Source organism: Micromonospora sp. NPDC050200 (assembly GCF_040656135.1).
Taxonomy (GTDB): Bacteria; Actinomycetota; Actinomycetes; order Mycobacteriales; family Micromonosporaceae; genus Micromonospora.
The window spans coordinates 91,656-110,510 of record NZ_JBFALG010000014.1; the positions used below are offsets into that span (position 1 = coordinate 91,656).

General features: G+C 72.9%; 20 protein-coding genes and 1 other RNA gene. 11 read left to right on the forward strand and 10 right to left on the reverse strand.

The window, feature by feature from the left end; all coding sequences use genetic code 11:
• Positions 1 to 11: 11 nt before the first annotated feature.
• The gene (locus AB0I41_RS12440; protein ID WP_357105549.1) at positions 12 to 734 is read left to right on the forward strand and encodes an FAD:protein FMN transferase; all 723 of its coding nucleotides are present in this window, start codon (positions 12 to 14) and stop codon (positions 732 to 734) included.
• Positions 735 to 1,042: 308 nt separating this feature from the next.
• Here AB0I41_RS12440 and AB0I41_RS12445 read toward each other — a convergent pair whose 3' ends face one another.
• A complete protein-coding gene (locus tag AB0I41_RS12445; protein WP_357105551.1) occupies positions 1,043 to 1,714 on the reverse strand; it encodes a bifunctional DNA primase/polymerase in 672 nt (223 codons plus the stop codon).
• A gap of 249 nt (positions 1,715 to 1,963) precedes the next feature.
• Between AB0I41_RS12445 and AB0I41_RS12450 the strand changes: the two genes are divergently transcribed.
• The 7 genes from AB0I41_RS12450 to mctP all read left to right on the forward strand — a co-directional run bounded on the left by AB0I41_RS12450 (position 1,964) and on the right by mctP (position 8,821).
• Positions 1,964 to 3,190, forward strand: a complete 1,227-nt coding sequence (locus AB0I41_RS12450; RefSeq protein ID WP_357105554.1) for a helix-turn-helix domain-containing protein — start codon at positions 1,964 to 1,966, stop codon at positions 3,188 to 3,190.
• A 16-nt stretch (positions 3,191 to 3,206) separates the two neighbouring features.
• A complete protein-coding gene (locus AB0I41_RS12455; protein ID WP_357105557.1) occupies positions 3,207 to 3,785 on the forward strand; it encodes a flavoprotein in 579 nt (192 codons plus the stop codon).
• A gap of 182 nt (positions 3,786 to 3,967) precedes the next feature.
• On the forward strand, positions 3,968 to 4,834 hold the full coding sequence (locus AB0I41_RS12460) for a Nif3-like dinuclear metal center hexameric protein (protein ID WP_357105560.1): 867 nt from the start codon (positions 3,968 to 3,970) through the stop codon (positions 4,832 to 4,834).
• Positions 4,831 to 5,568 (forward strand): C4-type zinc ribbon domain-containing protein, encoded by a 738-nt coding sequence (locus tag AB0I41_RS12465; protein ID WP_357105563.1) that lies wholly within the window; start codon positions 4,831 to 4,833, stop codon positions 5,566 to 5,568. Before AB0I41_RS12460 ends, AB0I41_RS12465 begins: the two co-directional genes overlap by 4 nt.
• A gap of 3 nt (positions 5,569 to 5,571) precedes the next feature.
• The gene (locus tag AB0I41_RS12470; protein ID WP_357105565.1) at positions 5,572 to 6,771 is read left to right on the forward strand and encodes a bifunctional RNase H/acid phosphatase; all 1,200 of its coding nucleotides are present in this window, start codon (positions 5,572 to 5,574) and stop codon (positions 6,769 to 6,771) included.
• 149 nt (positions 6,772 to 6,920) lie between these two features.
• Positions 6,921 to 7,163, forward strand: coding sequence for a DUF3311 domain-containing protein (locus tag AB0I41_RS12475; protein WP_357105568.1), 243 nt, complete (start codon positions 6,921 to 6,923; stop codon positions 7,161 to 7,163).
• A complete protein-coding gene (gene mctP / locus AB0I41_RS12480) occupies positions 7,163 to 8,821 on the forward strand; it encodes a monocarboxylate uptake permease MctP (RefSeq protein WP_357105571.1) in 1,659 nt (552 codons plus the stop codon). The genes AB0I41_RS12475 and mctP overlap by 1 nt, the downstream gene beginning before the upstream one ends.
• 366 nt (positions 8,822 to 9,187) lie before the next feature.
• Here the strand turns inward: mctP and AB0I41_RS12485 are convergent, their stop codons facing one another.
• The gene (locus AB0I41_RS12485; protein ID WP_357105573.1) at positions 9,188 to 9,667 is read right to left on the reverse strand and encodes a MarR family transcriptional regulator; all 480 of its coding nucleotides are present in this window, start codon (positions 9,665 to 9,667) and stop codon (positions 9,188 to 9,190) included.
• A gap of 54 nt (positions 9,668 to 9,721) precedes the next feature.
• On the opposite strand from AB0I41_RS12485, the gene AB0I41_RS12490 reads away from it, so the two are divergent.
• Positions 9,722 to 10,954, forward strand: a complete 1,233-nt coding sequence (locus tag AB0I41_RS12490) for an MFS transporter (RefSeq protein ID WP_357105575.1) — start codon at positions 9,722 to 9,724, stop codon at positions 10,952 to 10,954.
• Between the two features lie 48 nt (positions 10,955 to 11,002).
• On the opposite strand, the gene AB0I41_RS12495 is transcribed toward AB0I41_RS12490, so the two are convergent.
• Positions 11,003 to 11,764, reverse strand: coding sequence for a sulfite exporter TauE/SafE family protein (locus AB0I41_RS12495; RefSeq protein ID WP_357105577.1), 762 nt, complete (start codon positions 11,762 to 11,764; stop codon positions 11,003 to 11,005).
• Between the two features lie 297 nt (positions 11,765 to 12,061).
• On the opposite strand from AB0I41_RS12495, the gene rnpB reads away from it, so the two are divergent.
• An RNA gene (gene rnpB, locus AB0I41_RS12500) (RNase P RNA component class A) lies at positions 12,062 to 12,478 on the forward strand.
• 693 nt (positions 12,479 to 13,171) lie between these two features.
• Here rnpB and AB0I41_RS12505 read toward each other — a convergent pair.
• Both AB0I41_RS12505 and AB0I41_RS12510 read right to left on the reverse strand, forming a co-directional pair.
• Positions 13,172 to 13,975: an inositol monophosphatase family protein gene (locus AB0I41_RS12505; RefSeq protein WP_357105580.1), complete on the reverse strand. Its 804-nt coding sequence runs from the start codon at positions 13,973 to 13,975 to the stop codon at positions 13,172 to 13,174.
• A gap of 154 nt (positions 13,976 to 14,129) precedes the next feature.
• Entirely contained in the window at positions 14,130 to 14,528 is a 399-nt protein-coding gene (locus tag AB0I41_RS12510) for a hypothetical protein (protein WP_357105585.1), read from the reverse strand.
• A gap of 209 nt (positions 14,529 to 14,737) precedes the next feature.
• Between AB0I41_RS12510 and AB0I41_RS12515 the strand changes: the two genes are divergently transcribed.
• Complete coding sequence (locus AB0I41_RS12515; protein ID WP_357105588.1) at positions 14,738 to 15,367, forward strand: maleylpyruvate isomerase family mycothiol-dependent enzyme; 630 nt, start codon at positions 14,738 to 14,740, stop codon at positions 15,365 to 15,367.
• Positions 15,368 to 15,382: 15 nt separating this feature from the next.
• Here AB0I41_RS12515 and AB0I41_RS12520 read toward each other — a convergent pair whose 3' ends face one another.
• The 5 genes from AB0I41_RS12520 to AB0I41_RS12540 form a co-directional block, all read right to left on the reverse strand.
• On the reverse strand, positions 15,383 to 15,523 hold the full coding sequence (locus tag AB0I41_RS12520; protein ID WP_357105591.1) for a hypothetical protein: 141 nt from the start codon (positions 15,521 to 15,523) through the stop codon (positions 15,383 to 15,385).
• Between the two features lie 160 nt (positions 15,524 to 15,683).
• Complete coding sequence (locus AB0I41_RS12525; protein WP_357105593.1) at positions 15,684 to 16,187, reverse strand: NUDIX domain-containing protein; 504 nt, start codon at positions 16,185 to 16,187, stop codon at positions 15,684 to 15,686.
• 62 nt (positions 16,188 to 16,249) lie between these two features.
• Entirely contained in the window at positions 16,250 to 16,996 is a 747-nt protein-coding gene (locus AB0I41_RS12530) for a hypothetical protein (protein ID WP_357105595.1), read from the reverse strand.
• Entirely contained in the window at positions 16,956 to 17,588 is a 633-nt protein-coding gene (locus AB0I41_RS12535) for a hypothetical protein (RefSeq protein WP_357105598.1), read from the reverse strand. The genes AB0I41_RS12530 and AB0I41_RS12535 overlap by 41 nt, the downstream gene beginning before the upstream one ends.
• Positions 17,589 to 17,783: 195 nt before the next feature.
• Positions 17,784 to 18,800, reverse strand: a complete 1,017-nt coding sequence (locus tag AB0I41_RS12540; RefSeq protein WP_357105600.1) for a hypothetical protein — start codon at positions 18,798 to 18,800, stop codon at positions 17,784 to 17,786.
• Between the last annotated feature and the right edge of the window lie 55 nt (positions 18,801 to 18,855).

Below are 18,855 nucleotides of genomic sequence, written 5' to 3' on the forward strand. Positions count from 1 at the left end.
TCGAGCACGTCATGGGTACGGCGATCAGCCTCGACCTGGCCGACGACCTGCCCGCCGCGACCCTGCACGACCTGGCCGAGGAGACCTTCGGCTGGCTGCGCGAGGTCGACGCCCGGTTCAGCACCTACCGGGAGGACAGCGAGGTGTGCCGCCTCGACCGGGGCGAGCTGCCGCTGGCCGAGGCGTCGGCGGACCTGCGGGCGGTGCTGGAGCGCTGCGCCGACCTGTGGGCCGCCACGGACGGCTACTTCGACGCGTACGCCACCGGTCGGCTCGACCCCTCCGGCTATGTGAAGGGCTGGTCGGCGCAGGTCGCCTCGGACCGGCTGGTCGCCGCCGGGGCGGCCAACCACTGCCTGAACGCCGGGGGCGACGTGGTGGTCCGGGGGCTGTCACCGACCCGGGAGGCGTGGCGGATCGGCGTCGCGCACCCGTGGAACCCGATGGCCACCTGTCTGGTCCTCGCCGGCAGCGACCTGGCGGTCGCCACCTCCGGCGTCCAGCACCGGGGCCAGCACGTGCGCGACCCGCGCCGGGGTGAGCCGGCGCGGGGCCTGCGCTCGGTCACCGTGGTCGGCGCCGACCTCGGCGTCGCCGACGCGTACGCCACCGCGGCGGTGGCCATGGGTGAGGCCGGCGTCGGCTGGCTGGACCGCCTCACCGACCACCGGCACGCGGTGGTCACCGACGACGCCCGCCTCCTGCACTCCACCCACCTGCCCCTCACCGACTGACCCGCGCCGGCAGCTCGGGCGGCTGCTGCGCCAGTTCCGCACCGAGGCCGCGAGGGTCAGCGGGCGGGGCGGGGGCTGCCGGCGGGGCGGGAGCCGGCGGGGCGGGCGCGTTCCGGGCGGGAACCACCCGGGCGGGTGCCCGACCGGCGGTGGGGCCGCCGGTGGTGTGGTGGCGGCTCGGTGCCGCCGGCGGGCCACGCCGCGTCGTCGCTGGCCATCACGTACCCCCGTTCCCGGCGCGTCCACGCCGTCACCGGTTCAACGACCCCGGCACCGGCCGGGACGCTGCCGGTGACCCGACTGGCGGATCAGTGACCCCGCCTGGGAAGCGGGAGCTGGCCGGGGAGCAGCTCCGGGGCCAGCGTCACGCCGGTGGCCCGCAGCGCGTCGACCAGGCTGTTCTGCACCAGGTACGAGTCGGGCAGCTGCCAGCGTGCCTGTTCCGGGGCGACCGCCCAGCGCACCGGTCCCTCCGGCAGCCGGGTCGGCGGCGCCGCGATCCACGAGCCGGGCCCGTGGCGTACCACGTGGAAGCAGTGCACCAGCTCCGGCCGCAGCGGGTCGCCGGGGCGGACGAGGAACATCCAGCGACCGGTCGGGGTCACCACCACGGGGCCCCGGACGGCGGGACCGGCCGGGTGCGTCGGGATCGCGTCGACGATGTGCCGCCCGAGGTGGGCCGGCACCTCCAGCACGTCGAAGGCCCGCCCGGTGGGCAGCAGCACGCCGTGCGGCCGGCTGCGCCACCAGGTGGCCACCCGGGCCGGGTCGGCGCTGGCCCCGTGCTCCCAGTTCTCCAGCGCCGGGTGGCAGCCGACGGTCGGGCAGCCGACCCGGCCGCAGACGAAACGGCTGCGCGCCAGGCAGGCGCCCGGGGTGACATCCCAGCCGTGCACGGCGTACCGGACGGCGATCCGGCGCAGCCGGACCCGCTCGATCGGCGACAGCTGGGCGACCCGCGGTCCGACGTTCCCCCACATTTCCCGTGATCTCCCCTCGCCCCGACCGGACATCCCGTCAGGCAGCATGTCGAGCACCGTCACTGCCGTAACCCGCGATCGTTGAGCTGTCGAACGGCTCGTGCAACTTGCACGAAAACTACGAGGACTGGCCGTATGGCTGACGTACAACCTGTGCGACCAGCGAAAACCTGAGACGGACGGAGCGCCGCACCCGCGGGGAAGCCGTCCGGAGTACCACCGGACGGGCGACAAGGGGGAGGAGCAGGGATGGACGAGCTACCCATAGGGCGGCGGGTGGCCTACTGGCGGGGCCGGCGCAAGATGTCGCAGCAGGTCTTCGCCGACCGGCTGGGCAAGTCCAAGAGCTGGGTCGACAAGGTCGAGCGCGGGGTACGCCGGCTCGACAAGTTCTCCGTCCTCTACGAGATCGCCGACATCCTCCAGGTCGACGTGCAGCTGCTGCTCGGCAAGGACCCGGAACGGCGTACCGACGCGCTCAACTGCATCGACCAGATCGAGGTGCAGGAGATCCGGGCCGCCCTGGAGCGGTACGACTCGATGAGCGCCTACTTCGACGCCGCGCCGTATCCGCCGCCGCTGGCCGACATGCGCAAGGCCGTCAACCACGCCTGGCTCACCTACCAGTACGGCCGCTACGGGATGCTGACCCGGGCGCTGCCGAAGCTGCTGCGCGACGCCCAGGCGGCCGACGCGGGCTACCGCGGCGACCAGGCGTGCGAGGCGGCCCACCTGCTCGGGCAGGTCTACCAGATCGCCTCCTCGGTGCTGCGCAAGCTCGGCGAGTGCGACCTGGCCTGGCTGGCCGCCGACCGCTCGATGGCGGTCGCCCAGCGGGCCGACGACCAGCTGCTGGCCGGGGTCGCCACCACCCGGGTCTGCAACGCGCTGGTGGCCATGGGCCGGGCCCGCCCCGCGCTGGAGCTGAACGTCACCATCGCCAACCGGCTCGCCCCGGGCGGGAGCAACGACGCCTGCCCGGACCGGCTCTCCGTCTACGGGATGCTGCTGCTCCAGGGCGCGATGGCGGCCGCCCGGATCGGCGACTCCGCCACCGTGGACGACCTGCTCAACGGCGCCCACGAGGCGGCCACGCTGCTCGGCAGCGACCAGAACCACTACTGGACCTCGTTCGGCCCGACCAACCTGGAGCTGCACCGCGCCGCCGCGGCGGTCGAGCTGGGTGACGGCGGCCGGGCGGTGGAGATCCACCAGCGTCTCCCGGAGCCCGCGTTCAACGCGCTGCTGCCCGAGCGCCGGGCGCACCACCTGCTCGACATCGCCCGGGGCTTCGCCCAGATCGGCGACGTGGCCAACGCCGGGGAGATGCTGCTGCGCGGCGACCGGCTCGCGCCCTCGGAGATCCGTTGCCGGCCGATCGCCCACGAGGTGATGTCGGACGTGCTGCGTCGCACACGTGGTGCGCCGCCGCCGCCGATAGCGGAGTTGGCTGAGCACATGGGAGTAGGGGTATGAACACGGTGCCGGCCGGATGAGCGGCCCGCACCCGAGCAACGAGCGCCGCGCGGTGCTCTACGTCATCGCCTGCGGTTCGCCGCTGGCCCGCCACGTCGGTCGCCTGGTCGAGCTGGCCCAGCGGGACGGCTGGGAGGTCTGCCTGGTGACCACGCCCGACGGGGCGAAGTTCGTCGACCGGGCCGCGCTGGCCCGACAGACCGGTCACCCGGTACGCACCCACTACAAGAACGCGGGCGACCCGGACCTGCTGCCCCCGGCCGACGCCATGATCGTCTGCCCGGCGACGGTCAACACGGTCAACAAGTGGGCGGCGGGGATCACCGACACCCTCGCCCTCGGCCTGCTGGTCGAGGGGCAGGGCAAGGGGTTGCCGGTGGTGGCCGTCCCGTTCACCAACGCCGCGATGGCCGCCCACCCGGCCTTCCGGGCCGGCCTGGCCCGGCTCCGCGAGTGGGGCACCACGGTGCTCTTCGGTGACCACGTCTTTCCCCTGCATCCGCCGGGCACGGGGGAGCGGCACCTCCAGGCATTCCCCTGGGAGGTCGGGCTCTCCGCCCTGCGCGACCGGGCGCGCGTCACGTCGGCCGCCTGAGCCGTCCCGGCCCACGCCGTGATCGACTCTGTTCGCGCCATGTCGCGGTGTGGCGGGCGCCCCGACACCGCCACACCCGCGCAGACGGGGTGGACCGAGTGGGGCGAGAGCGGGCTGGGCCGGGGGACACGGGCGGCGGGGGAGGCCGTGGTCGCCCGTGTGCGCCGGTAAGCTGACCCGCCGTGAGCACAACCGCAGCGCCAACGACCGTCGCCGAGGTGGTGGCGGTCCTGGAGCGCCGGTATCCGCCGTCCTGGGCAGAGGAGTGGGACCGGGTCGGCCTGGTGCTCGGTGAGCCCACCGCCGGCGTACGCCGGGTCGCCTGCGTGGTCGACGTGGTGCCCGAGACGGTCGCCGAGGCGCGCGCCGCCGGCGCCGACATGATCGTCGCCCACCATCCGCTGCTGCTGCGCGGCGTCTCCTCGGTCGCCCCGACCACATACAAGGGGCGGATCGTGCACGACCTGATCCGGGCCGGTGTCGCCCTGTACGTCGCGCACACCAACGCCGACGTGGCGGCCCCGGGCGTCTCCGACGCGCTCGCCGCCCGGTTCGGGCTCACCGGGCTGCGCCCGCTGCACCGCCCGTCGCCCGGCGCCCCGGCCGACGGCCCGGGCCGGGGCATCGGCCGGATCGGCGAGCTGCCCACCCCGATGACCCTGGCCGAGCTGACCCGGCACGCCGCCGCCGTGCTGCCCGCCACCGCCTGGGGAGTTCGCGCCGCCGGGGATCCCGCGCGTATCGTGCGTACCCTCGCGGTCAGCGGCGGCTCCGGCGACGCCTTCCTGGCCGAGGCGACCGCCGCCGGGGTGGACGCCTTCCTCACCGCCGACCTGCGGCACCACCCGGCCGGCGAGCACCTCGCCGCCGGAGGGCCCGCCCTGCTCGACGCCGCCCACTGGGCGACCGAACGACCCTGGTTGGACGACCTGGCCGCCCACCTCCGGGACGACCTCGGCGTCGAGACCGTGGTGTCCGACCTGGACACCGACCCCTGGACCGTGCACGCCGCCGCGCCCGTACTGGACGACAAGGAGCCCCGACCGTGAAGGCAGAACCCCAGGTCCAGCGCCGCCTGCTCGATCTGCAGGCCATCGACACCGCCCTCGCCCAGCTGGCCCACCGCCGCCGCACCCTGCCCGAGCGGGCCGAGCTGGAGGGGCTGGCCCGGGAGCTGTCCGCGCTGGAGGACGAGCGGGTCCGGGCCCAGGTCGCCGTGGACGACCTGGACCGGGACATCGCCCGGCTGGAGAAGGACGTGGACCAGGTCCGCGCCCGCAAGAGCAAGGACGAGGCCCGGCTGGCCGCCGGCTCCGGCCCGGCCCGCGAGCTGGAGGCGCTCCAGCACGAGCTGGTCTCGCTCAACCGGCGGCAGGGCGACCTGGAGGACGCCGAGCTGGAGCTGATGGAGCAGCGGGAGACCGCGCAGGGCGTGCTCGACGGGATCGAGGCCCGGCTGGCCGAGGCGCGCGAGCGCCGGGCGGCGGCCGAGCAGCGCCGGGACGACACCCTGGCCGAGATCGCCAAGGAGGAGGAGTTCAAGAAGTCGGCGCGCAAGCCGCTCGCCGGCGACCTCCCGGGCGACCTGGTCACCCTCTACGACAAGATCCGCGAGGACACCGGCCTCGGCGCGGCCCTGCTCACCGCCGGCCGCTGCGGCGGCTGCCGGCTGGAGCTCTCCGGCGCCGACCTGGCCCGGATCCGCAAGGCGGCCCCGGACGAGGTGGTCCGCTGCGAGGAGTGCCGACGGATCATGGTCCGCACCAACGAGTCGGGTCTGTAGCCGGTGGCGGTGCGCGCGGTCGTCGTCGAGGCCGACGGCGGGTCGCGGGGCAACCCGGGCCCGGCCGGCTACGGCGCGGTGGTCCGGGACCCGGCCTCCGGGGAGGTGCTGGTGGAGCGCTCCGAGGCGATCGGGGTGTCCACCAACAACGTCGCCGAGTACCGGGGGCTGATCGCCGGGCTGGAGGCCGCCGCCGAGCTGGGCGCGGTCGAGGTCGAGGCGCGGATGGACTCCAAGCTGGTGGTCGAGCAGATGTGCGGCCGCTGGCAGATCAAGCACCCGGGGTTGCGCCCGCTCGCCGCGCGGGCCGCCGCCCTGGTGGACCGCTTCGAGTCCGTCCGGTTCAGCTGGATCCCGCGCGAGCGCAACCGGCACGCCGACGCCCTCGCCAACGCGGCGATGGACGCCGCCGCCGGCAAGCCGCCGAAGCGGGCCGCCGCCCAGCCGCCCCGCGAGGTGGCCGCCGCCGACTCGGCGGCCCGCGCGCAGGCCCGCGAGGTCGCCGCCCGCGCCGCCACCCGCACCGCCGGCACCGACCCGGCCACCACCAGGCCATCCTGGGAGCCGCGGCCCAGCTTCACCGCCACCCGGCTGATCCTGGTCCGCCACGGCGAGACCGAGTGGACCGTCCAGCACCGCTACGCCGGCCGCGCCGACGTCCCCCTGTCCGACCAGGGCCGGGCCCAGGCCCGGGCCACCGCCGCGCGGGTGGCCGAGCTGGCCCCGTCCGTCGCGGCCGTGCTCAGCTCACCGCTGTCCCGGTGTACGGCGACCGCCGAGGCGATCGCCGGGGCGCTCGGCGGCATCCCGGTACGCCCGCAGGACGACTGGATCGAGTGCGACTTCGGCGACTGGGACGGGATGACCTTCGCCGAGGTACGCGAGCAGTGGCCGGGAGAGCTGGACGCCTGGCTCGCCTCGACCCGGATCGCGCCGCCCGGCGGGGAGCCGTTCACCGCCGTCGCGGAGCGGGTCGACCGGGCGGTGGCGGCGCTGCGTGAGGCGTACCCGGGGGAGACCGTGGTGGTGGTCTCGCACGTCTCGCCGATCAAGCTGGCGTTGCGCGACGCCCTGGCGGCCGGCGACGCCTTCCTGCACCGGCTCTACCTGGACGCGGCCGGCATCTCGGTGCTGGACATGTGGCCCGACGGCGGGGTGGCGGTGCGCAGCGTCAACGACACCGCCCACCTCGCCGCGCGCTGACGGTCCACCCGGTCAACCGGGCGCGCCGTTCGGCGCAGGCGGGCGGCCGTTCGGCGCAGCGGCGCACCCGGGTCGAGCGTGACCGCCGTCACTGAGTCGTAGCCTCCGGCCGTCACATGGCGAGTTACGACTTCCCGGAGGTGTGTCAGATGGCTGCACCGGAACCGGAGGCGCCGCAGACGGCGTCGTCCAGGGCGAAGGACCACAGTCCCTGGAACTGGTTGCTCTTCATACCCATATTGGTGCCGCTGGTCCCGGCGTTCTTCAACGCGGACTCGCCCCGGCTCTTCGGCTTCCCGCGCTTCTACTGGCTGCAACTGGCCTACATCCTGCTCGGCGTGGCCACCACGACCCTGGTGTACCAGATGACGAAGAAGCGGGGTGGTCGGTGATGTGGCGGGACCACCTGACCGAGATCATCGTCTTCACGGTGCTCTTCCTGCTGGTCAGCGCGATGGGCTTCGTCGCGGCCCGCTGGCGGGCCCCGCGGGACATGGCCCACCTCGACGAGTGGGGGCTGGGCGGGCGCAGCTTCGGCGGCTGGATCACCTGGTTCCTGGTCGGCGGCGACCTCTACACCGCGTACACCTTCGTGGCGGTGCCGGCACTGATCTTCGGGGCGGGCGCGGCGGGCTTCTTCGCCGTGCCGTACACCATCGTCATCTACCCGATGGTGTTCCTGGTGCTCTGCCGGCTCTGGTCGGTCTCGCACCGGCACGGCTTCGTCACCCCGGCGGACTTCGTCCGGAACCGCTTCGACTCGCCGGTGCTGGCGCTGCTGATCGCGATCACCGGCATCGTCGCCACCATGCCGTACATCGCGCTTCAGTTGGTCGGCATCGAGGCGGTGCTGAAGACGATGGGGGTGACCGGGGACAGCGCGCTGGCCCGGCACCTGCCGATCATCATCGCGTTCGCGATCCTGGCCGCGTACACCTACCAGTCGGGGCTGCGCGCGCCGGCGCTGATCGCGTTCGTCAAGGACACGCTGATCTACATCGTGATTCTGGTGGCGGTGCTGTACCTGCCGTACAAGCTGGGCGGCTGGGGTGACATCTTCGACGCGGCCGACGCGAAGTTCCAGGCCACGGCGAACAATCCGAACGACGGCATCCTGCTCAACGCCAACAACCAGCTCCAGTACGTCACCCTGGCGTTCGGTTCGGCGCTGGCCCTGTTCCTCTATCCGCACAGCATCACCGGTGTGCTGGCCAGCCGGAACCGCGACGTGATCAAGCGGAACATGTCGGCGCTGCCGGCGTACAGCCTGCTGCTCGGGTTGATCGCGCTGCTCGGTTACATGGCCATCGCGGCCGGGGTGAAGCCGCTGCCCGGCGCGACGGCGGGGAGCGTGGACAGCAACACCGTGGTGCCGGTCCTGTTCGACCAGCAGTTCCCCGACTGGTTCGCCGGGGTGGCGTACGCGGCCATCGGCATCGGCGCGCTGGTGCCGGCGGCGATCATGTCGATCGCGGCGGCGAACCTGTTCACCCGCAACATCTACAAGGAGTACCTGAAGCGGGACGCCACCCCGGCGCAGGAGGCGAACGTCTCCAAGATCGCCTCGCTGGTGGTCAAGGTCGGCGCGGTGGCCTGCATCATCTTCCTCGACCCGCAGTTCTCCATCGACCTCCAGCTCATCGGCGGCGTGATCATCCTCCAGACGCTGCCGGCGGTGGCGCTGGGCCTCTACACCCGCTGGTTCCACCGCACCGCGCTGATCGCCGGTTGGGTGGCCGGCATGGGGCTCGGCCTGTGGATGCTCTACCAGGTCGCCAACCCGGTGACCGGCAAGAAGCACTTCGCCGGCTCGGCCTTCCCACTGTCCGAGTTCGGCTTCGACACCAAGAAGACGATCTACGTCGGCATCGTGGCCGTACTGGTGAACCTGCTGGTGGCGGCGCTGCTGACGCTGGCGCTGCGGGCGGCGAAGGCCGCCGAGGGCGTCGACGGCACCAGGCCGGACGACTACTTCGCCGACGAGGGCGATCCCCGGGTCACCCCGGGTACCGAGCGCGACGCCGACTCGGCCCGCGAGCCGGTCGCCTGACCCGGCGGTCCGCCCGGGCGCCCGCACCGACGGCGCCCGGGCGGCACCTCCGGTAGCGCCGGGCGGACCTTCCGATGCCGCCCGGGTGCTCCGTCGAGGGCGCCTGGTCCCCTCCTTGCCTGGGTGCCGGGGCGGCTTTCGTGGGGTCTGGCCCATCGTGTTCGGACGCTTTAGAGCTGATGACGTAAACGGATCAGGGGCGGACATCCGGCCCTGATCCGTTCCGCGTCCCAGCCCTGAGGATCCGAAGCCCGGCCGGTCAGGCCCGGCCGGCTGATTCGTTCGCGTCATCAGCTCCACAGCGCCCGGCACCCCACCGCCCCGGACGGCCTCGGGCAGGGCAGGTGGGCCGCCCCCGTCGGCGGCTCAGCGCCGCTTGTTGCGGGATTCGAGGGCCTGGTTGAGCCGGTGCAGCATCGTCGCCAGGGTGTCCCGGTCGTCGCCGGTCCAGTCGGCGAGGATGTCGCCGTAGAGCCGGGTGCGGGCCGCCCGCACGGCGGCCATCCGCTGCAACCCGGCCGGAGTGGCGGAGACCACGGTGCCGCGGCCGTCCGCGGGGTCGGGGGCGCGGGTGATCAGGCCGTCGCGCTGCATGGCCGAGACCTGCCGGGTCACCGTCGAGCCGTCCAGGTTGAGGCGGGCCGCCAGCGCGGAGACGTTCTGCGCGCCGGCCTTGTCCAGGTGTCGCAGGATCACGTACGCCGCCCGGTCCAGCACCCGGTGCTCGGCGGTGCCGGTGGCCCGGCGGGTCGCCTCGCCCAGGCGCATCAGCAGGGCCACCTCGGTCTCGATCCGGCCGAGGGTGGTCTCGTTTCCGTCCGTTCCGGTGCTGTGGTCGCGGCTCATATCTGTATGATACAACAAAACTACCTGTACGATACAGCCAACTTGGGAGGCGGAGTGGATCGGCGTACCGAACCGAACCGCAGTGCCATCTACGCCACCACGCTGGTGGCCTTCCTCGCCATCGCCGGCATCGCCGTCGTCGACCCGATCCTGCCCGCCATCGGCGAGGCGATCGGGGTCACCGCCTGGCAGGTCGAACTGCTCTTCACCGCCTACATCGCGGTGATGGCGGTCGGCATGATCCCAGCGACCCTGGCCAGCGGGAAGTTCGGCTTCAAACCGGTGCTGATCACCGGCGTGTCCGTCGTCGGCCTGGCCGCCATCCTCGCCTCGTTCAGCAACGACATCGGGCAACTGTCGGTGCTGCGCGGCGTCTGGGGGCTCGGCAACGCGATGTTCTTCGCCACCGCCATGGTGGTGCTGGTCAACCTCGCCAACGACCGGGAATGGGTGGTCGGCCTCTTCGAGACCGCGCTCGGTCTCGGCTTCGCCGTCGGCCCGCTGATCGGCGGCCTGCTCGGCCAGGTCAGCTGGCGGCTGCCGTTCTTCGTCTGCGGCGTGTTCATGGTGCTCGCGCTGGCCGTGGCCTCCCGCAAGCTCCGCGAGCCGGCCAACCGGCAGGCGCCCGTACGCGTGGGTCAGATCTTCGCCACCTACCGCAAGCCGGCGTTCGTCGCGCTCTGTGTGGTCACCGCCGCCTACAACTTCGTCTTCTTCGTGGTGCTCGGCTACACGCCGCTCTTTCTCGGCCTGGACGTCGTCCCGCTGGGGCTGGCCTTCACCGGCTGGGGTCTCGGCCTGGCCGCCGGCATTCTGGTGATCGGCCACCGGCTCGCGCACCGGATCGGCGCCGTGCAGACCGTCGGCGTGGCCATCGCCGGGCTGTTGGCCTGCATGGTCCTCTTCGCCACCTCCGGCAGCACCGCCGAGTCGCTGGTGGTGCTGGTCCTGGCCGGCCTCTGCATGGGCCTGGCCAACGCCAACCTCACCGACCTCGCGCTCGGCCTCGGGTCCAGCGACCGGCGGCTCGCCACCGGCGCGTTCAACCTGGTCCGCTGGGGCGCCGCCGCGCCCGCCCCGATCATCTCCGGCAAGCTCGCCGAGCACGGTCTGGCCCTGCCGTTCTGGGTCGGCTTCGGCGTCCTCGCGGTGGGCGTGCTGGTCTACCTGGCCTTCGCTCACCTGATGGCTGCCGGCTACGGCGAGCGGGTGCTCTGGTCCCGCTGGAACCGCGCCGCCCGCCAGGCGGAGCACGCCCCGGAGGAGCCGGTCGGCGAGGCGTACTGACACCCTGGACCGCCCCGGCGCAGGCTCGCGCCGGGGCGGTCCGGCGTCTCACCGCAGCGCCCGCCACAGCAGGTAGAGGCCGATCACCGTGCCGAAGACCACGATCAGCGTCTTGAGCATCACCGACGGCAGCCGGCGGACCAGCCGGGCACCCGCGTACCCGCCGACCACCGTGGCCGGCGCGACCACCGCGACGGCCGCCCAGTTCACCGGCCCGACGAGCGCGAACACCGCCACCGTGGTCAGCCCGACCACCGCCGAGAGCAGGTTCTTGATCGCGGTCACCCGGGCCAGCGTCGCGTCCAGCACCAGGGCCAGGCCGGCGACCAGCATCACCCCGAGGGCCGCGCCGAAGTAGCCGCCGTACACCGCGCCGAGCCCGACCATGGCCTGCACCGTGACGGTACGGCGGCGCGGCGACAGGTCGCGCGGATGCCCGACCAGCCGGCGCAGCGGATCCTGGAAGGCGAGCACCGCGGTCGCGCCGAGCACCAGGAACGGTACGACCAGCTCGAACGCCCGCGCCGGAGTGGCCAGCAGCACCAGGCAGCCGATCATCGTGCCGATGACGGTGGTGGGCACCAGCACCGCCAGCCGGCGGGCCGGCGGCAGGTCGCCGCGGCTGCCCGCCACGCTGGCCAGGTAACCGGGGCAGACCGAGACCGAGTTGGTGACGTTCGCGGGCACCGGCGGCAGGCCCACCGCGATCAGCGCCGGGAAGGTGATCAGGGAACCGCCCCCGGCCACCGCGTTCACCGTGCCCGCGGCGAGACCGGCGGCGAGCAGCAGCGCGGCGTGGGAAAGATCCATGGTGTCCCGAGGCTAGTACGCCCCGGTCCGCACCGCGCGGGCGGTGATTCACCTGTTCGTGTTGCTCTCCGTAGGCGGTATACCGGCGGTATGTTGCCGACGTGGACACGACGATCAAGGTGGACGCGGAGACGCGAAACCGGTTGGCCGTCCTGGCTCGCGATCGCCATCCCCTGAACCGCCCGTCGGGGCGGAAATGGGCGTTCCCTCCGGCGGCTGCCCGCACCGCCGCCTGCGTGGCGGTCCGGGGCGGAAATGGGCGGGCCGGCCGCGTCGTTAGGATGAAGGCGCGACGGACGAGTCGACCGGGCGGTCGCGTCGGCGGGCTCCGGCCCGCCGCCGAGGAACGTCCGGACTCCACAGGGCAGGGTGGTTGCTAACGGCAACCCGGGGTGACCCGCGGGACAGTGCCACAGAAAACAGACCGCCGGCCCAAACGGGTCGGTAAGGGTGAAACGGTGGGGTAAGAGCCCACCAGCACCCCGGGTGACCGGGGTGGCTAGGTAAACCCCACCCGGAGCAAGGCCAAGAAAGGGCCGTCACCGCAAGATGACGACCCGGCGCAGACGCTTGAGGGCTGCCCGCCCGATGTCTGCGGGTAGGCCGCAGGAGCCTGTCGGCGACGGCAGGCCGAGATGGATGGCCGCCGCCGGTGCGTACGCCGCGAGGGGTACGCGCCGCGCACAGAATCCGGCGTACAGGTCGACTCGTCCGTCGCCCACCAGGTCAGCCGCCGTCACATGGTGGCTGACCTGCTGTTTCTTCGAGTGCTACGGGCCTAACCAGCAGCCAGGCTTCGTCGAGGGGCAAGGTGTGGCCTGTCAGCGTTGATCGGGCACAACCCGAGGGGTCGGGCGATGCGGAAGTGCGCCGCCGCTCGACCCCTCGCTTGTAAGTTCTGGGCGCTTGGTCCGGCCGCGTCCTGGGCCGTCTCCTGCCTCGGCCGACCGTCCGTGCGACGCCGGCCTTGGTCGTCTTCATCGCGGCCGGTTGCTGTCACCGCTGCTGTCGATGACGCTGCGCGGCCCAACAGAGGATCCCGCCCCCCACCACAGAGAAAGTCTCCCCGAGGCCCCATGACGCCGGACTTCCTCTGAACGGATGGTCGCCCACCCAAACCTCGATCATGAGAGCACCCAAGCCGAAGACCAGGAACCACGCACCCAGCTGAGCAACCTGCTTGGAAGTCGGCGGCTCGCCGGTCTTCGTCATGCAGTCATGGAAGCACGCCTACCTAACTGCCGACCATCCCCCGGTCTCCCGGCCTGACGGTCATATGTTGAAGCGGAACTTAGAGCCGTCTCCCCGCCACCAGCGGGAACGGTGCCCGACACCTGCTCGCAGGGCGGATCGGGCTGCCAGGATTACTCGCTGTTTGACGGAGAGCAAGCGCCGCCGGTCTGCGGGCTAACCAGCAGCCGCCAGTTGGGTCCGGATCAGCGCCATCAAGGCAGCATGTGTCTCATCGTCCGCCGCCACGACGAGTCCACCGGCACCACTGTGCAGCGGCTGCCCGTCGATGTCACTGATCACGCAACCGGCAGCCCGGCACAGGGCGATCCCACTGGCGAAATGCACGCTGTCCCGCAGGTCACCATCGGTGACGTACGCCGCTCTCCGGCCGGCTGCCACCCACGCCACCGCCAAGGTGGTGGAGACCACGCGCGGGCGGAACCGCTCGACGAATCCCGTTTTAGCGAGGAGCCGCGCAGCCCGGAAGCGGGGAGCGTTCGGAAACGGTGGATCGAGGTTGACATCCACCAGCCGAGACGCCGCCGACGGTCTGAGCCGCTCGTCGATGTCGCCGTGCCGAACGTACGCACCAGACCCATCGGTCCAGAACACCTCACGGGAGAACGGGTCGGCTGACGCCGCGACCGTCACCTCGGCGTCCTTTCGCAAGGCAACGTTCACCGAGACCAGCATGCTGCGCGCGGCATAGTTCAAGGTGCCGCACAGAGGATCCACGAGCCACATCCGCTCGGCCGTGCTTGCGCCCGTGCGTCCGCTCTCCTCGCCGCTCACCGCATCGTCCGGTCGGGCCGAACCGAGCATGTCGATGATGATCTTCTCCGCCTCGATGTCAGCGGCGGTAGCGAAGTCGCCCGCGGCCTTCTCGATGCGGGAGAGTGATGTGCCGTACATGTTCCGCACCACGACGGCTCCTGCTTGTGCTGCCGCAACAGCCAACTCCTGGTCGGTGACAGACATGGACGCAGGGTAGACGACGACCAGCGCAGCACCCTTTCAAGCAGTGGTACCTCGCCAGGCTCCGAGCTGGATTCCCGTCGGGTGTTCCTGGTTGACCCTGGTCAGCGTCAGGCGGTGTCTGGCGGCCTGACCACGGCCTGGGACGGGCGGAGACCTACCGGTGGGCAGCTGGGTGGCCGCGTCCTCGCCACACCATTGCGACGAGAATGAGTTCGACTGCGGACAGTGTCAGGGCACCGACCACCCACCAGCCGGTGAACCCGGCGAAGCTCGAGGCAACCAGCAGCCCGAGACCGAGCCCGCCCGCGCCGCCCAGGCCGAGCAGCACACGCGGTGTGTACTCGAGCGATGGCAGCGCTCGTACCAGCGTGACCAGCAGCCAACTGGCGCCCGGAGCGAGCAGCGCAATGCCGATCAGGTCCAGTCGGGAGGGTCCATGACCGGGGCCGAACGCGACCAGCCGTGGACCCTCCAAACTGTCCGGCAGGGCCAGTACCAGGACGCCCGCCGCGGTGAGCGCGAGCCCGGCTGCGATCCGATGACGCACCGTCATGCGCCTCATTGTCGGCGTCGATGGACGTACTGCCCATTCGCTCAAGGGCCAGCAGTACGGGGTCATCCGACAGCCCGCCGCCCGGCTCGCCGCCCGACTGTGGCTGACCGCCAGTCGCCGGCTCATGGTGGCGGCGCTCCCCGCCGGGCTGGACCTGGCCACCCGAGCAGGGACAGCGGCGGCGCGGCGGCCGACGGTAGTGTCCCGCCATGGACCTCACGGGGATGATCGCCGATGAGCGACGTCGGCTCGCCGACCTCATCGACTCGCTCAACCGGGAGCAGCTCGACACGCCCAGCCTGTGCGGGTCGTGGACCGTCCATGAGGTGGTGGCCCACCTGGTCTCTCCCTTCGCCACGCGACCCCGCGCGATGCTGTCGCTCCTGCTGCGCAGCGGCTTCAACCTCCACGCTGCCAATGCCAAGCTGGCCCAACTGGTCGCGCGCAGGCCGGCTCACGACCTCGCGGCGGTCTTGCGGGACAACGCCGAGAACCCGTTCCGGCCGCCCGTGGTCGGGCACTTCGGTCAGCTCACCGACCTCCAGGTGCACGGGCAGGACATTCGCCGTCCGCTCGGCCTGCCGCACGAGCTGCGTCCGGACCGGATGCGGGTGTCGTTGGACTTCCTGGTCAGCCGCCGCTCGGTGGCATTCGGGCGGAGGAGCCTGCGGGAGGGGTTGCGGTTCACGGCCACCGACCTGGACTGGACGTGGGGCGACGGCCCGGTGGTCCGGGGCACGGCCGAGGCGCTGATGCTCGCGCTGACCGGCCGGCTCGTCGTGCTGGCCGAGCTGGACGGCGACGGGTCCCCCGTGCTGCGCGACCGCTCGACGCGCTGACCCGGCCACCGCCTGTCACCCCGGCCGGGGCACGTACGGGCGGGAGCGCTCGGCCGCCCGTGCGACGGCCGGCATCACCAGCCCGGTCACCACGAAGACACCGCCGAGCAGCAGCCAGCCGGGTGCTCCCCAGGTGATGCAGAACAGGGCCAACACCGACGGGGCCACCACGCTCGCCAGGCCGGTTCGCCGCCGTCCGTGGGGCGCCCGACGCCGCGCGGAAAGCCCGACAGCGCCCACGGCGACGCCCGCCGCGGAGGTGGCGCCGGCGGGCGTCACGGCGTGCGGCTCCGCCCGGCGGCCACGGCGTCCGAGGTCAGCGCGCGGCGGAGAACTCGTCCCAGGTCGCGCCCGCGGGCAGGTACCAGGCGGTCGGGTCGTCGGCGAGCGCCTGCGCGATCACCAGCCGGGCGTGCGCGTCCAGTTCGGGCAGCCGGTCTGGCGGGAACCACTCCACCGCCACCGACTCGTCGTCGTTGACCCGGGCCGTACCGGAGACGAATCGGCAGTGGAAGCCGAGGTTGAGGTATTCGCAGCGGTCGCCGTTGGGGTAGGTGTGCGGGTGCGAGACGACGCTGCTGAGGCGTATCGGCTCGACGCACAGGCCGGTCTCCTCCTCGACCTCGCGCACCACGGCCGTGGCCGGCTGCTCGCCCGGCTCGACGAAGCCGCTCACCACCGACCAGCGGCCGTCGTCGGAGCGCCGCCCCAACAGCAGCTCGCCGGCGTCGTTGCGGACCACCGCGCTGACGCTCGGCAGCCAGAGCAGGTCGTGGCCGACGTGCTCGCGCATCCGCAGGATGTAGTCCGGTACGCCCATCCGGCGACCCTAACCGTCGCGACCTCGACCGTGCCGGCCGCTGGCGGTGCCGCCGTCGGTCGTCAGCCGGACCAGGCCACGGCCCGACTCACCCGCTGGTAGTGCCGGGCCAGCTCGGCGTCGATCCGCTCCGCGCGGGTCTCGGTGAGCACCACCCGGGGGTCCTGCCGGGCGCGGGCGGTGAGCATCCGGTGCCGCAGGCCCGCCGGCGGGTGGGAGGCGAAGAGCGACACCTGCTCGCGCAGGGAGAGCTGGCGCAGCAGCGGCAGCCGCTCACCCGAGCCGGCCAGCGACCTCGCCACCCCCGACCGCCACGTCGCCGGCCCGTGCCCGCCGCGCGACGCCTGACGGACGACCAGCGCCACCGACTCGCCGCTGAGCAGGACGTCGAGCAGGCCGGTCGCCCCGGCGGTGCCGGCGGCCCGGGCGGACATCTCGTCGGCCAGGTACTCGGCCCGCTGGCTGTCCCGCAGCGCCGTCACCACCAGCAGCAGGTGGCCGGCGAAGAGCAGCCGGGACAGCAGCCACGACAGCATCCGGCCAATCGCCTCGCCGACCATCGCCAGCACCCCGGCGACCAGCAGCAGCGAGACGAGCACGGTCGCCATCCCGGCCACCCCGAGGCCGGTCGAGTCCAGCGGGCGCCCCACGAGCGCGGCGTACTGCTGGCCGGTGAGCCGGGCGGCCAACCGGTGGGTCCGCCGGTCGACCCAGGACCAGCCGAACTCCGGCGCCTGCCGGACCCGGTCGTAGCCGTCGAGGTTCCACTCACAGCCGGCACACCAGGGCATCGCCTCGCGCACCGACACCGTCGTCGCACCGCACTGCGGGCACGGCCCCGTCCCGGACGTCGTCGTGATCATGACCGCCGATCCTGCCGGTGGTGGCCGCGCCGCGGTACCGGCTGTTCAGCGGAGCCGGCCGCCGAGCGGGACGAGGTGAGGGCGTGACCCGCGTCGACTCACGCCGGGCACGGCACCCGCTCCAACGCCGCCGGACCGGAACCGGGGCGCACCACCTGCGCGAAGCAGCGCGTCGCTGTGGCCTGCTGCCAGCCGAAGACGCTCGCGGCTTCGCCACGCGTACCCGGAAGACCAGGCGCACCGCGGCCTCCGGGCGCTGCCCGCCACCCTCCACGGCCAGCACCTCGACGCCGTCGACCCGGTCCGCGGCAAGGCGCAGAGCCGCCTCCCCGGCCGCCGGATCGGCCAGCAGTTCGGCCCGCGCCCGCTGCGCGATGGCGGTCACCTCGCGGTCGGCCCGCCGCTCGAGCCGCTGCTGCGACCGGTCCCGCAGCAGGGGCACCGCCACCGTCACCACCGTCACCGCCAGGACCATGACCACGGCCGCGGCGAGCAGGCCGCGGCGGACCCGTGCCGATGTTCTGCCCCCGAAACGCACCGGGGGATTCTCCGCCACCGACCGGTCTTCCGGCTGCCCCGTCCACCCGGGTACGGCTTCCCGCGTTCGGCCTCGCGGCCCCGACCTGCACGTCTACTGTGGAGGTCGTCGCGACTATTTGCGCGATCCGGTGGCGGCCGGGCTGCTCCCGGTGCACAGTGATCTCATGAACGACAGCGGAAGTGGTGGGCGCTACTACTGGTGCACCCGACACCACCGGGTCGAGACCGATGCCGACGTGTGCCCTGCGAAGCACGTTCTCGGACCGTACGACTCGTCCGCCGACGCGGAGAACGCCCTGCAGACGGTGCGGGAGCGCAACGAAGCGTGGGACGCCGAGGACGCCCGCTGGGCCGGGGAGGGCAGCTGAACGGCACGGGACGGCCCGTGTCGAGGAACTCCGTGCCTCCGTAGCGGGGGCACGCGAGCGCATGTCCCCAAGGAGGGAACCGAGATGGCCGAAGCACAACAGGCCACCACCCGGCCGGCCGCCAAGAAGTCCGCCGCGGCGGAGCGGACCGCGGGCGCCACCCGCAGCACCGCGGCACGCCGGTCCACCACGACCACGGCGGCGGCCCGGAAGGCGTCGGCCGGCAGGGCCTCGGCGAACGCGTCGGGCGCCGGGTCCGGACGGACTCCGGCCACCACGGCGACCGCCGCGAAGAAGACGGCGGCGAAGAAGGCCCCGGCGTCCAGGACGACCGCGAAGAAGGCGCCCGCCTCCAGGACCGCCGCGAAGAAGGCGCCCGCGTCGAAAGCGACGGCGACGAAGGCCCCCGCCAGGAAGGCCGCCGCGAAGACCACGAGCGCGGCGAAGAAGACCACCCGCACCGCGGCGAAGAAGACCACCGGCACTGCGGCCAAGAAGACCACGGCGGCGAAGAAGACCACGGCGGCCAAGAAGGCCCCAGCGAAGAAGACCACGGCTGCCAAGAAGGCCCCAGCGAAGAAGACCACGGCTGCCAAGAAGGCCCCGGCGAAGAAGACCACCGCCAAGAAAGCACCGGCGTCGAAGACCACCGCCAAGAAGGCGCCGGCGAAGAAGGCGACCGCGACCTCGTCGACCACCACCCGCAGGGCGACGGCGAAGAAGGCACCGGCGAAGAAGACCACGGCCACCGGGAAGGCCACCGCCCGCAAGGCGCCGGCGCGCCCGGCCGCCGCCCGGGCGACCGCGCCCGCCAGCCCCCGGTCCCGCGCCCGCAGGGCCACCGGCTGACCGTACGGCGACCGCCGCCGCAACGCCGGAGAGCGGATCACGCGCCGG